At 38.5% G+C, this 16,999-nt stretch carries 11 protein-coding genes; 8 read left to right on the top strand and 3 right to left on the bottom strand.

What is annotated here, in order from left to right; translation table 11 throughout:
- The first annotated feature begins 187 nt into the window (after nucleotides 1–187).
- From MRZ08_RS06050 to MRZ08_RS06035, 4 genes are all read left to right on the top strand, one after another.
- Nucleotides 188–457, top strand: a complete 270-nt coding sequence (locus MRZ08_RS06050; protein WP_015777398.1) for an ACT domain-containing protein — start codon at nucleotides 188–190, stop codon at nucleotides 455–457.
- Nucleotide 458: 1 nt separating this feature from the next.
- Nucleotides 459–1,814, top strand: coding sequence for a PFL family protein (locus MRZ08_RS06045; RefSeq protein WP_297380563.1), 1,356 nt, complete (start codon nucleotides 459–461; stop codon nucleotides 1,812–1,814).
- Nucleotides 1,815–1,823: 9 nt separating this feature from the next.
- Nucleotides 1,824–2,351, top strand: coding sequence for a peptidylprolyl isomerase (locus MRZ08_RS06040; RefSeq protein ID WP_297380560.1), 528 nt, complete (start codon nucleotides 1,824–1,826; stop codon nucleotides 2,349–2,351).
- 140 nt (nucleotides 2,352–2,491) lie between these two features.
- Nucleotides 2,492–4,558 carry a glutamine synthetase III gene (locus tag MRZ08_RS06035; RefSeq protein ID WP_297380557.1) on the top strand — a complete coding sequence of 689 codons (2,067 nt, stop codon included), beginning with the start codon at nucleotides 2,492–2,494 and terminating at the stop codon, nucleotides 4,556–4,558.
- 219 nt (nucleotides 4,559–4,777) lie between these two features.
- Here MRZ08_RS06035 and MRZ08_RS06030 read toward each other — a convergent pair whose 3' ends face one another.
- Together MRZ08_RS06030 and MRZ08_RS06025 are read right to left on the bottom strand one after the other, a co-directional pair.
- Nucleotides 4,778–6,679, bottom strand: a complete 1,902-nt coding sequence (locus MRZ08_RS06030) for a fructose-1,6-bisphosphatase (protein ID WP_297380554.1) — start codon at nucleotides 6,677–6,679, stop codon at nucleotides 4,778–4,780.
- A 137-nt stretch (nucleotides 6,680–6,816) separates the two neighbouring features.
- The gene (locus MRZ08_RS06025) at nucleotides 6,817–7,560 is read right to left on the bottom strand and encodes a hypothetical protein (RefSeq protein WP_297380552.1); all 744 of its coding nucleotides are present in this window, start codon (nucleotides 7,558–7,560) and stop codon (nucleotides 6,817–6,819) included.
- 102 nt (nucleotides 7,561–7,662) lie between these two features.
- Between MRZ08_RS06025 and MRZ08_RS06020 the strand changes: the two genes are divergently transcribed.
- The 4 genes from MRZ08_RS06020 to MRZ08_RS06005 all read left to right on the top strand — a co-directional run bounded on the left by MRZ08_RS06020 (nucleotide 7,663) and on the right by MRZ08_RS06005 (nucleotide 16,791).
- On the top strand, nucleotides 7,663–8,172 hold the full coding sequence (locus MRZ08_RS06020; protein ID WP_297380549.1) for a nitroreductase family protein: 510 nt from the start codon (nucleotides 7,663–7,665) through the stop codon (nucleotides 8,170–8,172).
- A gap of 199 nt (nucleotides 8,173–8,371) precedes the next feature.
- Entirely contained in the window at nucleotides 8,372–12,079 is a 3,708-nt protein-coding gene (locus tag MRZ08_RS06015) for a DNA-directed RNA polymerase subunit beta (RefSeq protein ID WP_297380546.1), read from the top strand.
- Between the two features lie 8 nt (nucleotides 12,080–12,087).
- Nucleotides 12,088–15,654, top strand: a complete 3,567-nt coding sequence (gene rpoC, locus MRZ08_RS06010) for a DNA-directed RNA polymerase subunit beta' (protein ID WP_297380543.1) — start codon at nucleotides 12,088–12,090, stop codon at nucleotides 15,652–15,654.
- Nucleotides 15,655–15,882: 228 nt separating this feature from the next.
- Nucleotides 15,883–16,791, top strand: a complete 909-nt coding sequence (locus tag MRZ08_RS06005) for a hypothetical protein (RefSeq protein WP_297380540.1) — start codon at nucleotides 15,883–15,885, stop codon at nucleotides 16,789–16,791.
- A 95-nt stretch (nucleotides 16,792–16,886) separates the two neighbouring features.
- On the opposite strand, the gene MRZ08_RS06000 is transcribed toward MRZ08_RS06005, so the two are convergent.
- Nucleotides 16,887–16,999 (bottom strand): 4Fe-4S binding protein (locus MRZ08_RS06000; RefSeq protein WP_297380566.1); only part of this gene is annotated, 113 nt, incomplete at its 5' end.

Below are 16,999 nucleotides of genomic sequence, written 5' to 3'. Positions count from 1 at the left end.
TCCAGGTAGCGGCTCCACGGAGTGGTCGCAGGGCGAAGCAGAAAAATCAAATAAAATAGAAAACTTAGACTAAGGCCTTTCGGTTTTAGTCTTTTTATTTAAACTAAGCCCTTAGGGGCTTTTTTCTTTGCACTAATTAATAAAAGGGTAAAATCATTAGTAAGAAAAGGCTCATTAGGAGGAAGAAATGAAAGCTATACTAACAGTCATAGGAAACGACCAAGAAGGAATCATCTACAAGATTTCTAAAGTTTTATACGAATACAATATCAATATCCTTGATCTAAGCCAAACTATAATGGAAGATCAATTTGTAGGAATGTTTAATATCGACTTTACAAAGTCAAAGGCAGACTTTGCTGAGATCAAGAAGGCCTTTGATGATTTGGCCGAAGAGAACAAGCTCGAGATAAGAATCCAAAACGAAAAGCTCTTCGACGCTATGCATAGGATCTAATATGGATAAGAATAATATTATTGAAACAATCAAAATGTTAGATGAGGAAAATCTCGACATCAGGACCCTTACCATGGGTATTTCCCTTTTTGATTGTATAGACAAAGATTATAAAAAAGCATGCGATAACATTTATGAGAAAATCCTAAGAGAGAGCAAGGATTTTATCGAGACATCCAAGGAAGTTTCTGCAATTTATGGTGTGCCAATTATCAATAACAGGATTTCTGTCACACCAATTTCTCTAATTGCGGCAGCGACAGACCTTGACGATTATACTCCCTTTGCTGAGTGCCTCGATAGGGCAGCTAAGGATGTTGGGGTTGACTTCATAGGGGGCTTTTCTGCCCTAGTTCAAAAGGGAATGACCAAGGCTGATGAGATCTTGATCAGATCTATCCCAAAGGCCTTATCATCTACTGACCTAGTTTGTTCTAGTGTAAATGTTGGATCCACCAAGGCAGGAATCAACATGGATGCAGTCGCTATGTGCGGGGAAGTCGTAAAAGATTTGGCCGAGAGAACTAAAGACACAGATGCTCTAGGTTGTGCCAAACTTGTAATATTTTCAAATGCAGTAGAGGATAATCCCTTTATGGCAGGGGCTTTCCACGGAGTAAGTGAGGCAGATACAGTAATTAATGTCGGAGTTTCTGGCCCTGGAGTAGTAAAGGCTGCAATTTCAGGAAAGGATGATCTTCCAATTAATGAAATCTGTGAGATAATCAAAAAGACGGCTTTTAAAATCACTAGGATGGGAGAGCTTGTAGCAAGAGATGTCTGTGATAGACTTGGTAAAAACTTCGGAATACTAGACTTATCCCTAGCTCCAACACCAGCCATTGGAGATTCTGTAGGAAGAATCTTAGAAGAGATTGGTATAGATAATGTTGGAGGACACGGGACAGTAGCAGCCCTAGCCCTTCTAAATGACGCTGTTAAAAAGGGCGGCCTTATGGCAAGTGCCTCTGTCGGAGGACTTTCCGGAGCTTTTATTCCAGTAAGCGAAGATGAAGCTATGATTAAGGCAGTAGACGGAGGACATTTGACCTTTGATAAGCTAGAAGCTATGACTTCTGTTTGCTCTGTTGGTCTTGATATGATTGCAATCCCTGGATCTACAAGCCCTGCTACAATTTCTGCTATGATTGCTGATGAGGCGGCAATAGGAATGATAAATGCCAAAACTACTGCAGTCAGGATAATTCCTGTTCCAGAAAAAGAAGTAGGAGATTATGCAGAGTTTGGTGGACTTTTAGGCTATGCACCAATTATAGATATAGGAAATTCTAATTCAGATAAAATGATCAAAAGAGGCGGCCACATACCAGCCCCTGTTCACTCATTTAAAAACTAAGGAGGAAATATGGAAAACAAAAACCCAATAGTAACATTTGAAATGGAAAATGGAGATACTTTCAAGGCAGAACTCTACCCTGAAGTTGCTCCAAACACAGTAAGAAACTTTATCACACTTATCAATCACAATTTCTACGACGGAATAATCTTTCATAGGGTAATCAAAGGCTTTATGATTCAAGGAGGAGACCCAGAAGGAGTAGGAATCGGAGGCCCTGGTTATGCTATCAAGGGAGAATTTGCTGCAAATGGTTTTGAGAATAATCTAAAACACGACAGGGGAGTTCTCTCTATGGCAAGGTCTATGATGCCAGATAGTGCAGGCAGCCAATTTTTCGTCATGCACAAAGATAGCCCTCACCTAGACGGCCAATACGCTGCCTTCGGAAGGGTAATCGAGGGAATGGACACTGTTGATAAAATTGCAGAAACAAAAACTGACTTCCAAGACAAACCAAAAGAAGACCAAGTAATGAAGACTGTGACAGTTGAAACTTTCGGAGTAGACTACGATGAGCCAGAGATAATCGAATAATAATTTTAAGTACCAATCTATATTCTTATTGTGTTTATAGCTTGGTACTTTTTTATAATAGCAAATGAATAAAGATGTAAATTTATTTTTAAAATTCACCTGGTATAATATAAAAGTGAAATTTATGGAAGAGAGGTAGTATGGTTTTGAAAGAATTTGGGAATATGGCTTTTGACAAGAAAACTATGAAGGAAAACGTACCCTATCCAGTATATTTGAAATGGAAACAAGCGGCAAGAAACAATGCCACTTTGGATAGGGAAAGTGCGGATGCTATAGCTCATGCTATGAAAGTCTGGGCAATTTCTAAGGGGGCAACTTCTTACACCCATTGGTTCCAACCCTTAAATGGGAAAACCGCGACCAAAAAGACAGCTTTTTTGAATAGGGATGACAAGCACAATCCTATAAATAGGTTCTCAGGTAAGGAGCTTATAAAGGGTGAGCCTGACGCATCTTCTTTCCCATCTGGAGGAATGCGTTCAACCTTTGAGGCGAGAGGATATACATATTGGGATTTGACTGCTAATTCTTTTATCCTAGATAAGGTTTTGTATATTCCATCAGTTTTTGTATCATTTTATGGGGAAAAACTCGACAAGAAGCTTCCTCTAATCGAGTCCATGAACATGGTAAGTCGAGAGGCTTCAAGGGTGTGCAATTTATTCCTTAAGGAAGAGAAAACCTACAGGGTTAAAGCTAAACTAGGCCTTGAGCAAGAGTTTTATCTTATAGATAAAAAGTATTTTGATCAAAGAATAGATCTCGAATATTCTGGGATGACTCTTGTTGGTTCTGATCCGATGGTTGAAAAAGAACTTATTTCTCATTATCTAGGAGACATTCCAAAAAGAGTTGATGAATTTTTTGAAGATGTAAACAGCGAGCTTTACAAGCTTGGAATTTACATGGAAGCAGAACATAACGAGGTAGGACCTAATCAGTTTGAGATCGCCATAATGTATGAGAATGTTAATATATCTGTTGATAATAACCAACTCCTTATGCATATATTGGAAAAGACAGCCCTTGACCACGATTTAGTTTGCCTACTTAAGGAAAAACCTTTCAAAAATATGGCAGGGTCTGGTAAGCACAATAATTATTCCTTGGCGACAAATTATGGTAAGAATTTATTTACTCCAGGCAAAAGTCCCAAAAACAACCCAGTCTTTCTTTTATTCTTAGCTTCTATGATTGAAGTATGTAACAACTACCAGAAGCTAATAAGGATTGCCTCTTCATCTGTAACCAACGACTATAGGTTGGGTGGAGATGAAGCCCCACCTGCCATTATATCTTTATTTATAGGTCGTGACTTAGAAGAGGTATTAGAGTCTGTAGCTAATGATGATTTTGAGGAAAATATTATAAAAAATATGGTCACAATTCCTCATTTAGGAGAAATGAAAACTGACTCATCCGACAGGAATAGAACATCTCCTATAGCCTACACTGGCAACAAATTTGAATTTAGAATGCTAGGATCATCTAAATCTGCGGCAGACCTCAATACAGTAATAAATATAGGCTTTGCAGAGTCGGTGAAGAAGATAGCTGATAGGCTAGAGAAGGTAGATGAGGACAGGCTAAAGGAAGAAGCTTACTCCATAGTTAAGGAAATCTATCAAGAAAACAAAAATATCCTCTTTCAAGGCGACGGATACTCGGAAGAATGGGAAAAGGAAGCAGAAAAAAGAGGCCTAGAAAACTTCCCTAGCTTCTTGGATGCTGTAATATCAGCCAAGGCTACTAATGCCTATGACATATTTGAAAAATCTGGGATTTTCACTAAAAAAGAAATAGAATCCATAATCAAGGTCGAATATGAAGATGTTACAAAGTTTTTCTCTTCTCAACTAGAAATACTAAAAAACATGATCCACCAAGAAATCCTCCCATCAGCTATGAGAGAGATTGCAAGCATTAAGGATTATCTTTCTTTTGTAGAAAATGAAAGACTAAGACAAAGGGCTAGAAAAATAAATGAAAAAGTAGGCAAGCTCTTAGACTATTGTGATGTGATTTCAGATATCTTAGGAAAATCGGAAGATATCGAATCCTTAGAAGAAAAGGCTAAGTATCTTCAAAAAGAAACAAGGAAGGTCGCAGACGAAGTCCGCCAAATATCAGATTCATTGGAAAAGTTAATATCCAGAGAAAATTACTCTATGCCAAACTACGTGGATATGCTTAAGACTTTGTAGATATCCTATATTTTGAAAGTAAGCTAGGCACAAAATAAGACTTATGATAATTATAAAAAATAAGAGAAAGAGCTAGTCTAGATAAATTATTATGCTTATGATTAGTTTTAGATATTCCAGGAAATAGTAAAGAGTGCTGGTATAGGAAGAGCCCCAAAAGTTATAAGCGAGATAACTTGAGGAGCTAGTTCCTTTTACCGGCACTCTTTTTTGCTTAGCTTAATTTGTACTATCATACATTGCTAGAAGCTTCTCCAAAACTTTTATTTTTTCTCTTATATCGCGTCCTTCGTCGGTGTCTTTTTTGAGCATTCTTGGAAGGAGGATTTCTACTTCTTTTATATTTGGGGTGTAGCTAGATACTTTGTCTGTGATTGATTCGTAGCTTTTGTGTTCGGCTAGGGCTACGTGGTGGGAGTTAAACATCAAGGTGTAGCCTGCTATTCCTGTTTTGGCTTGGTAAGGTTTGGAGATTCCTCCATCTATTACGTAGAGCTTGCCGCCTCCCTTAATTGGACTATCTCCCTTTTTGACCTTTACTGGGACGTGACCATTTATTATCCTTCTTCTTTTACTTGTAATCTCGAATTCATCTAGGATCATATCTACGACTTCTTCATTCTCAGAAAGCTTGTAGTATGGGTTGTAGACTTCTCTTCTTAAGTCCTTATCGTCTACGAAGAGATTTTCGAAGTAGGAGTATTGGCTTTTGCCAAAAATTGGGGAGTATCTGCCGTTTATTAGATACCACATGACGTCTTTGGCAAAGATTGAATTGGTAAAGTAGGCATCACGAGCGACCTTGTCAAAGGCGTCCATAAGCTTTCTTCCAGAATATTTCTTCCCCTTTATTTCTATTTCTTGGAATTTTCCGTCTTCAGTTAGGGGGATGCAGCCATGAAATAGGAGAGAGCCGTTTTCCGTTTTATACATTGATCCATTTTTGTAGAGAAATCTCATATGGCGGTTGAGCCTGTTGCCCTTGATGAAGTCACTTTTTAGGATGTCTATGATAAATCTTTCGGCATCTGTTAGTTTGAGTGGGTCTTTTGGATCTATGGTAGGGAAGTTGGTATCTTTAAGTGGGACGTTTTTGTAGGTCATCTTCTCAAAATCGACGAATTTGAGGAAGTTCCTATCGTCTACGTTAAACTCAGGATTTCTAGCTATGAGGGCTCCGTCGAGTTTGAATCTTATGATAGAGATTGCCTTATACATCTTGGCTGCAACCTCGCCACTTACGTTGTCATAGATGTTCCTATCGAAGACTCTAGGCATGAAAAGCTCACATGGGTCGTCCTTGTAGGTGTGGATGGCAAATTCATAAAGAGGTCTTAGGTTTATCCCGTAGCCATCTTCTAACATATCGAAATTATTGTAAGAGATGGCATTGGCAACACAGGCTGCTATAAGAGCTTCGTTTCCACTGGCTGCTCCCATCCAGGCTATGTCGTGATTACCCCATTGGATATCGACATTAGGGAAGGTTAAAAGTTCGTCCATGATTATGTGTGGGGAAGGGCCCCTGTCGTAGATATCGCCAACAATATGGAGCTTGTCAACAGAGACTCTTTGGATAAGTCTTGCAAGAGCTATGATAAATTCTCTAGCAGAGTCGTATTTTACGATATTTGCAATAAGGGATTCGTAGTATTCTTTCTTGTTAAACTCAGAATCGTTGGTATAGAGTAGCTCATCAATGATATTTGTGTAAGATCCTGTGAATTTACTTTTGACATAGGCCTTTGGGTATTTGGTAGATACAAATCTAAAGAGATTGATCAGCCTATGGATGGTTATGGTGAGATAGTCTTCTGTTAATAAATCGTTTTCAGATAGGTCCTTAAGAACATGGACCGGATCGTAAATCAGTTCTGCTAATTCGTCTTGGTCTTCTTTGATTAAGGTATCTCCAAATAGCTTGGCAATCTTATCTCTGATGTTTCCTGATGCAGACCTTAATAGATGAAGGAAGGCCTCGCTTTCTCCATGGATGTCGGAGAAAAAATATTCCGTTCCCTTGGGTAGGTAGAGCTTGGAGTTAAGAGAAATTAACTCGTCTTTTATGTCGGATTTTTCGGGATAGATGTCTTTTAATAGTTTTAAATAATGTTTGTCCATAATACTCCTCATTTCTTCTTATATCCTATATACCCCTAAAGCAATGATTTTCCAAAAGAAAAATGGCCATGCTTAGTCTAGAGAGCTCCTTCATATATACAATTGAGCCAGTCCTAGCTTTAAGCTTGCCATTTATATTATTCGTCAATGTCCTTATCTATTTTATTTTCATTAGCGGACTCGGTTTGATCGAGCTTTTCTTCTAGCTCTTTATCCTCTAAGTTCTCCGAATTTTCCTTATTTTCCTTTGCATGGGAAGTCTCAGTCTCATCTTCTACTGGCTCTTCTTTTATAGCCTCATCTTCTTTCTTACTAGCGAAGTCAAGAGAGTAGACTCTGTTACTTGTCCTAGCATTTTCCTTCTCTAAATTTTCATTAGATATTTCTTCCAGGTCCTTTTCCTTTATTACGCCCTTATCTTTTTTCCTAATCTTTGTAGATTTTGAAGTTTTATCTTCTATATTATAGTAACCCTTACCCTTCGTAGCCATTGCCATAATTTGTGATAGGATTATAAGCACGTTTAGTCCAAGGGGGATTAGTATTAGTCTTTCTCTTACAAAGAAGAGTATTAGTAGGTCTATTACAACAAAAAGACTAGCGAAAAATAGATTTGATATTATCTTTACTCCAAACTTGCCAGAGTTAAAAATATTTCTCGTAATCTGTAGGTTTAATAAAAATAAAGATATGAGCACAAGTAGGGCAAAAGGTTTGGCAAAGCCTAGTGAAATATTGGATAGGCCAATTATATCAAGTAAGCTTGCCAAAAGCTTCTTGTCGACAAAGCCTGCAAAAATAGCCGCAAAAGCAAATAGTATTGTTATTATTGATCTAAATATACCACCTATGATGGTTAAAAATCTTGTAGTTTTTTTCATAATGCCTCCGTTTATACTATTATAGCATAAATAATCGATTTGTTTCTAGCTTTTATTGGAGTATAATAAACCCAAAGATTTGTTTAAGTCAAGGAGGTCTATATGTTATTTGATGAAGTAATAGATAAAAGATATTCTGAAAGAAAATATTCTTCCAAAGAGCCCTGCGATGAATCAATCGAAAAGCTCCTAGAAGCTGCTAGGAAGGCTCCGATTGCAAATGGCCAGTACGATAAGTGTAGGCTCACTGTCGTTAAGGATAAAAATCTTATGAAAGAATTTGTAAAGGAATATCAGGAGAAGACAGGAAAGAGCAAGGATCCGCTCTACGCAGCACCAGTATTTATTATCTTTTCATCAAGTAAGGATACATCGGCCCGTTTTGAAGATGCTGGTTGCGTCATAGAACATATATGTCTAAAGGCGACAGAGATGGGACTAGGCTCTTGCTATATAAGAGGAAGCGTAAATGCCCTAGGCAAGGACGCAGCTTACATCAAAGGCCTTAACTTAGACGAAGGATTCTTCCCTGTAAGCGGGGTTATAATTGGTTATCCAGATGGAGAAAGTAGCGCACGCGAGCACGATATCAAGACCAATTATATTAATTGAGAAACTATAGACAAAGAAAATAATTTTTGAGAAAAAGAAAGGAAATCTCGACAAAAGACTTGTATGGTTGATTATTTTATGGTATAATTAACAATTGCTAGAAATCTATAAATCGAGATTTTTTTATTTTTTTAACGAGTTTTTGAAGATGCTTTTTAGATAGAGAAAAGCCCATGAAACAGACAAGGAGTAATGATTAATGGCCCAATTCCATGAACAAATGTATGGAAGAACTAAGAGAAAGAGTTTTTCCAAATTTCCTCAAGTATTAGATTTACCAAATTTATTGAAAGTTCAAAAAGATTCTTACGAATGGTTCCTTAAGGAAGGTTTGGGAGAAATCCTAGAAGATATTTCTCCAATCGAAGATTATAACGGCAACCTAATTCTAGAATTTATCAGTTATGAATTTGATGAAGAAACAAAATATTCAGTAAAAGAATCCAAATACAAGGATGCGACCTACGCAAGAGATTTAAAGGTTAAGGCAAGACTTATCAACAAGGAAACAGAAGAAGTAAAAGAGCAAGAGGTCTTTATGGGAGACTTCCCAATGATGACAGACTCTGCTACCTTTGTTATAAATGGTGCCGAAAGAGTTATAGTAAGCCAGTTAGTTAGATCTCCTGGTGTTTATTATGCAGAAGAGACTGACAAGAGCGGGGATAAGATGTATTCTTCAACTGTCATCCCTAACCGTGGTGCTTGGATAGAGTTTGATACAGATGCAAGCCACACAGTAAATGTTAGACTTGACAGAACCAGAAAGCTACCTGCGACAACACTTGTTCGTGCGCTTTTATTTGAGACAGACGAAGAAATCATCAATGCTATCGGAGATACCAAGCACTTGAGAAATACTCTAGAGAAGGAAAACTCAGAGACTGCTGATGAAGCTTTGATTGAAATCTACAGGAAGCTTAAACCAGGGGACCCTGCAAGCGTTGAGTCAGCAACAAACTTAATCAATAATCTCCTATTTGATGATAGAAGATATGACCTTGCTAAGGTTGGTAGATATAAATATAACCTTAAACTTGCCCTAGCTGATAGAATCGAAGGACTAGTATCTAAGGACGATGTTATTGATCCAGAAACTGGAGAAGTTTTCGTATCAGCAGGAGATATTATTGACGGAGAAACTGCAAAGGCTATCGAAAACGCTGGTATTGTTACAGTTGATGTAATTAAAAAAGACGAATACGAAGAAGATAAGACTCTTAGGGTAGTTGGAAATAACTTCGTAGACTTTAACTCATTTGAAGAGCTAAAAGATGTCGATGTAACAGTTGATGACTTCAGTGAAAAAGTATATTTCCCAGTGATGAAAGAGATAATCGAAGAGGCAAATAGCCCTGAAGAGATCAAATCTCTAATGGAGAGAAGAAAGAAAGAGCTTTGCCCAAAACACATCACCAAGGCTGATATACTTGCTATAGTAAACTACCAATTCAACCTCTTTGAAGGCATTGGATATGTAGATGATATCGACCACTTAGGTAACAGACGTGTTAGAGGAGTTGGAGAGCTTTTACAAAATCAATTTAGAGTAGGACTTGCTAGAATGGAAAGAGTTGTTCGTGAAAGAATGACAACTCAAGACCCTGACCTCGCAACCCCACAAGGCTTAATCAACATCAAGCCAGTAACAGCTGTAATCAAAGAATTCTTTGGTTCATCCCAACTTTCCCAATTCATGGACCAAACTAATCCAATGAGTGAGCTAACTCACAAGAGAAGACTATCTGCTCTTGGACCAGGTGGTTTGTCAAGAGATAGGGCAGGAGTTGAAGTCCGTGACGTACACGATTCCCACTATGGAAGAATCTGTCCAATAGAGACTCCAGAAGGACCAAATATCGGACTAATCACTTCCCTTCCAACCTATGCTAGAGTAAATAAATATGGATTTATAGAAACACCTTATAGACTTGTTAAGGAAGGCGGTTATGTAACTGATGAGATCGACTACCTAACAGCAGACGTAGAAGATAACTTCATCATAGCCCAAGCCAACGAGCCACTTGATGAAAATAATAGATTCGTAAACGAAAGAGTATCAGGACGTGGTCTAAAGGGTGAGAATGATATCTATCCAAGAGAGAAAATCCAATACATGGACGTTTCTCCTCAACAGATAGTATCTGTCGGAGCAAGTTTAATTCCATTCCTTGAAAATGACGACTCAACCCGTGCCCTCATGGGTGCCAACATGCAACGTCAGGCAGTTCCACTTATTAAGACGGAAGCACCAATCGTTGCAACAGGTATAGAGCATAGAGCAGCCAAGGACTCAGGTGTTTGTGTAGTATCTAAGTCAAAGGGTGAAGTTGTTTATGTCGGAGATGATCACATCAAAGTTAAAAGAGCGAGCGACGGAGAAATCGAAGACTACGAGCTACTCAAATTTGAAAGAGCCAACCAAGGAACAACCATCAACCAAAGACCAATTGTCAAAAGAGGAGATAAGGTTGAGGCTAACGAAATCCTTGCAGATGGACCATCTACAGACAATGGAGAGCTAGCCCTAGGTAAAAACATCCTCATAGCCTTTACAACATGGGAAGGATACAACTTCGAGGATGCTATGCTTCTTAACGAAGAGCTTGTAATGAACGATGTCCTTACATCAGTTCACATAGAAGAGCATGAGTGTGAGGCAAGAGAAACTAAGCTTGGAGCAGAAGAGATCACCAAGGATATACCAAATGTCGGCGAAGATATGAAAAAAGATCTAGACGAAAATGGTATCATCAGAATCGGTGCAGAAGTTAAAAGCGGAGATATCCTTGTAGGTAAGGTATCACCAAAGGGAGAGACTGAACTATCTCCAGAAGAAAGACTACTACGTGCAATCTTCGGTGAAAAAGCAAGAGAAGTACGTGATACATCCCTCAAGGTTCCACACGGAGAAAGCGGAATAGTAGTAGATGTTAAAGAATACAACAAGAAGGACGGAGATGAACTAGCTCCAGGAGTAAATAAGGTAATAAGAGTCTATGTCGCTGCCAAGAGAAAAATCATGGTAGGAGATAAGATGTGTGGTCGTCACGGTAACAAGGGTGTCGTTTCAAGAATTCTTCCAAGAGAAGACATGCCATTCTTGCCAGATGGAACACCACTTCAAATCTGCCTAAACCCACTTGGTATCCCAAGCCGTATGAACCTTGGACAAGTACTAGAAGTTCACATGGGTCTTGCAGCAAGAACAATGGGCTGGAAGATTGCTACACCAGTATTTGATGGTGCACTCGATACAGAAATCGAAGAAGTCCTTGAAGAAGCTAAAAAGACAGCTCCTTACGTGAACAAAACAGGAAAGATCACTCTTCGTGATGGTAGAACTGGACTTCCTTTCCAAAACCCAGTAACCGTTGGAGTAATGTATATGCTTAAGCTCCATCACATGGTAGAAGAGAAAATCCACGCTAGATCTATTGGACCATACTCATTAGTAACCCAACAACCTCTAGGTGGTAAGGCACAATTCGGTGGACAAAGATTCGGAGAGATGGAAGTTTGGGCCCTAGAAGCCTACGGCGCAAGTCATACCCTTCAAGAAATCCTTACTGTTAAGTCAGACGATGTTACAGGAAGAGTTAAGACATATGAATCAATAGTTAAGGGAGAAAATATTCCTGAACCAGGTACACCAGAATCCTTCAAGGTTCTTGTAAAGGAACTTCAATCCCTTGCCCTCGATGTAGAGCTACTCGATGAAGAAGGCGAAGTAATCGAACTTAAGGAAAATATCGACGAACAAGATAGGTTCAGCCAAGTAGATAAGATCGATGCTTCTAAGGTTAAAAGTCTAACTAGAGCCCTAAATAAGGACCCAGAGACTAAGGCTAAGGTTACAAGCAAGGCAAATAGCGAAGATACAGACGATGAGAATATAGAAGAATAGGGGAGTAAATGAGCGAATTAAACCAATTTGATGGGATGAGGATGAAAATCGCATCCGCTGAAAAAATCAGATCATGGTCTCATGGCGAAGTCAAAAAGCCAGAGACAATCAACTATAGAACCCTAAAACCAGAAAAGGACGGACTTTTCTGTGAGAAAATATTTGGACCAACCAAAGACTACGAATGTTCTTGTGGTAAATACAAGAGAATCAGATATAAGGGCGTAGTTTGTGAAAAATGTGGGGTAGAAGTAACAAAGTCCAAGGTTCGTCGTGAAAGAATGGGCCATATCGAGCTTGCAGCTCCTGTAAGCCACATTTGGTACTTCAAGGGAATTCCATCCAAGATGGGACTTCTCCTTGACATGAGCCCAAGAGTACTAGAGAAAATCCTATACTTTGCCTCATATGTTGTAATCAACCCTGGTTCAACAGACCTTATGGAAAAGCAAGAAATCTCTGAAAATGAATACCAAGACGTCCTAGAAGCTTACCCAGACGATACAGAATTTAAGGCTGCTATGGGAGCAGAGGCTGTAAAAGAGCTTCTAGCTAACGTAGATCTTAAGAGAGAATACGAACTTCTCCTAAAAGAACTTGACGAGTCAACTGGACAAAAGAAGGTAAGAGTTTCTAGAAGACTAGAAGTTGTAGATGCCTTCCTTACAAGTGGAAACAAGCCAGAATGGATGATCCTAGATGTTCTTCCAGTAATGCCACCAGAATTAAGACCAATGGTTCAACTTGAAGGTGGAAGATTTGCAACAAGTGACTTAAACGACCTTTATAGACGTGTTATCAATAGAAACAACAGACTAAAAAGACTTCTAGATATAGGAGCTCCTGAAATCATCGTTCGTAACGAGAAGAGAATGCTTCAAGAAGCTGTCGATGCCCTAATCGATAACGGAAGACGTGGACGTGCTGTAACTGGAGCATCTAACAGAAACATGAAGTCCCTATCTGACCTACTTAAAGGAAAGAGTGGTAGATTTAGACAAAACCTACTAGGTAAGAGGGTTGACTACTCAGGACGTTCCGTAATCGTAGTAGGACCTGACCTTAAGTTTAACCAATGTGGACTTCCACAAGAGATGGCCCTTGAGCTTTTCAAACCATTTATCATGAACAAGGTAGTAGACTGTGGCATGGCCCACAACTTAAAATCTGCCAAGAAAATGGTAGAGAAAAAGGACCCAAGAGTTTACGAAATCCTTGAAGAAGTTATAAAAGACCACCCAGTTCTACTTAACCGTGCCCCTACACTTCACAGACTTGGTATCCAAGCCTTTGAACCAAAACTTGTAGCAGGTAAGGCAATGAAGCTTCACCCACTAGCATGTAACGCCTTCAACGCCGACTTCGACGGTGACCAAATGGCTATCCACTTGCCACTATCTAACGAGGCTCAAATCGAAGCAAGACTACTTATGATGTCAACTAACAACATCCTAGGTCTTAAAGATGGTAAGCCAATTACCACTCCTTCCCAAGATATGGTATTAGGTGCTTATTACCTAACTACTATCAAGAAGGACGCTAAGGGTGAGAATATGACCTTCGAATCATACGATGAGATGATGAAGGCCCTAGAAGCAGGTTATGTAGAATATCAAGCAAAAGTTAAGGTTAGAGTTAAGAAGAGTGCGGACGATCCAGGTAAGATCGTAGAATCTTCTGTAGGTAGATTTATCTACAACTCAGGAATCCCACAAGACTTGGGTTATGTAAATAGAAAAGAAGATCCATATTCACTAGAGATAGACACAATCGTAGATTCTGGAACCCTAAAAGATATAGTAGACAAGTGCTTTAGAAAACACGGCAATATCAAGACTGCAGAAGTACTAGACTACATCAAACAAACAGGATACAAATACTCAACCCTATCAGGACTTACAGTATCAATGTCAGACGTAAACATCCCAAAAGAAAAATGGGATCTTATCGCTCATGCTGATGCTGAAGTTGATAGATACGATAAGCTCTACAGAAGAGGTCTAATAACAGATCAAGAAAGATACGAAAAAGTTATAGACATTTGGGGTAAGACTACAAATGATGTAACAGATGCCCTACTTACAGAGCTTAAGCCTGACAACAACATCAAGATCTTCGCCGACTCCGGTGCCCGTGGTTCTACTAACCAAATCAGACAGCTAGGCGGAATGCGTGGACTTATGAGTCAGGCCGATGGTAAGATTATAGAAATTCCTATCAAGGCCAACTTTAGAGAAGGTCTTTCTGTACAAGAGTACTTTATTTCAACCCACGGTTCACGTAAGGGTCTAACAGATACCGCCCTAAGAACAGCCGACTCAGGATACCTAACTAGAAGAATGGTAGATATTTCCCAAGACGTAATAGTTACTGAAGATGACTGTCATACAGATGGATACGTCGTAGCTCACGAGTTTAAGGACGGAAATGAACTTATAGAAAACCTACAAACAAGGATTATCGGTAGAACATCTTTCGAAGAAATCAAAGATGAAAGTGGCGAAGTTATAGTTCACAAGGATGAGCTAATAGACGAAGACATGGCTGATAAGATAATTGATGCAGGTATCAAGGAAGTTAAGCTTCGTTCAGTACTCGAATGTAAGGCAAAACACGGAGTATGTGCAGCATGCTACGGTAGAAACCTTGCTACAGGCAAACACGTAAATGCTGGTGAAGCAGTAGGAATCATTGCTGCCCAATCAATTGGTGAGCCTGGTACCCAGCTAACCATGAGAACCTTCCACTCCGGTGGTATCGCAGGCGTTGGAATCACCCAAGGTCTTCCAAGAGTTGAGGAGTTATTCGAAGCGAGAAAGCCAAAAGGACTTGCCTACATCGCAGAAAACTCCGGTACAGTAACTCTTATACAAAACGAAAAGAAGACAGACGTAGAAATCCTATCAGACGATGGATTTGCCAAGAAATACAACATCCCATTCGGATCTAGAATTCTCGTAAGAGATGGCGATGTGGTAAGAAAGGGTGACCAACTAACAGAAGGTTCCCTTGATCCACACGATGTATTGAAGGTTCTAGGAAAAGTCGGAGTCCAAGACTACATCACAAAAGAAGTCCAAAAAGTATACAGACTTCAAGGTGTAGAGATCGACGACAGACATATAGAAGTTATAGCTCGTCAAATGCTTAAGAAAGTAAAGATTGAAGAAGCAGGGGATACAGAATTCCTCCCAGGATCCCTTCAAGATAGACGTGAAGTCGATATAGAAAACGAAAAGATGATAGAAGAAGGAAAAGAAGCAGCAACATATAGTCAAGAGCTCCTTGGAATCACTAAGGCTTCTCTTGCTACAGAAAGCTGGCTATCAGCAGCATCCTTCCAAGAAACAACTAGAGTCCTAACAGATGCCTCAATCAAGGGCAAGGTCGATGACCTCAAGGGACTAAAGGAAAATATCATCATAGGTAAGCTAATCCCAGCAGGTACGGGACTTAAGACCTACAATGATGTAGAAATCGACTACGAAACAAAAGAAGCAGAAGATGCACAAATAGCAATGAATATTGAAGCTATAGAAAAAGAAGCTGAAAGCGAAGAAGCTACACAAAAATAAAACTAAGGCCCGAGCAATCGGGCTTTTCTTGTGGGAAAATTTATTATAGACCCGATTAAATAAGGTGACCCCATAAAGTTGGACCTATTACCAGAGTTAGAACTAAACTAGCTCTGGTATTTATTTGTCCCTTCCTACCCCTAGCGGTAGGAAAATTTTATTCTAAAAATAGGGTATAATTATTAAAACCAGAAGGCAATTTATAAAAATTTATGGGAGGACCTATGCATGGATAAAGAATACTCAGTCTTTAAAGCTAAACCTATTGAATCTTTGAAAATTTATGAAATAGTCACTGGAATAATTACTAGCCTTATATTTATAATTTCTTATGCTTATCCAGTTTTTGTAGATATAAGTAGTTTTGGACCTAATCAAGGAAATTTTATAGTATATATTATATTAAGTCAGATTAAAATGCTGCTAGTTTTTGTAATAAGTATTTTAATCCATGAGCTAGGACACTTGTTTTTTGGTCTAATCTCTTCTAGGAAATTTCAATCAATTAGTATATTAGCCTTAACTTTAAAAAAAGAAGATGGCAGGTATGAATTTATCAAAAACAAATCTAAAAACCCAGGCATAGGTCAAGTGGTTACCACAAATTATGGTAAGTATGATAACAATAAATTTATCCTATACAATCTAGGTGGTCTTATATTTTGGTTTATTACTTTAATTATATTATTTTCCACTAATAAGGCCTCATACCTTAGATCAATTACCTTAGGTCTTACTCTAATAGAATTAGTGCCAATGAGATATGCCAGTGGAGTGGGTGGAAATGATATTTATAATGTCTTATCCTTGATATTTTCTCCAAATATTCGCTCATCTTTTAAAGTTTACGAAGAAATAGATCCTTTGTATGAGGATGTAAGCTATAGCTATGAAGATTTAAAAGAAATTGAAGATTGTCTTCTTAATTCAGGGTATTTTTTTAATAAACATCTATTATATATTTACTATGCAAACTATTTTGTTAAAGAAAGAAAAATATCAGAAGCAACACACTACTTAAATCTTGCAAAGTCAATGGAGGATTATTTTTCAGATGAAGAAAGGTTTTTTTATCTAGAAGATGATATAGAAAAGATAGAGAATAAGTTGGATTTAGTAGAAAAAACTAATGATTAAATAAAAACTGACCTTAATAAATAGTGAATTGACCCCTTAAAGTTGTCCAAGCAACTTAAGGGGGTCAGTTCAGCCTTTGAAGAGATTTTGTAATATTAAGATAAATACTGGTCGGCTTCTTTAAGACCCTCTATAATCTCAAGGTTTTGTGGGCAAATTCCTTCACATTTGCCGCATTCTATACATTCAGTTGGGCTAACTCCTTCTT

This window comes from Anaerococcus sp., from assembly GCF_022770135.1.
Taxonomy (GTDB): Bacteria; Bacillota; Clostridia; order Tissierellales; family Peptoniphilaceae; genus Anaerococcus.
This window is presented reverse-complemented; position numbering and strand designations above follow the sequence as displayed.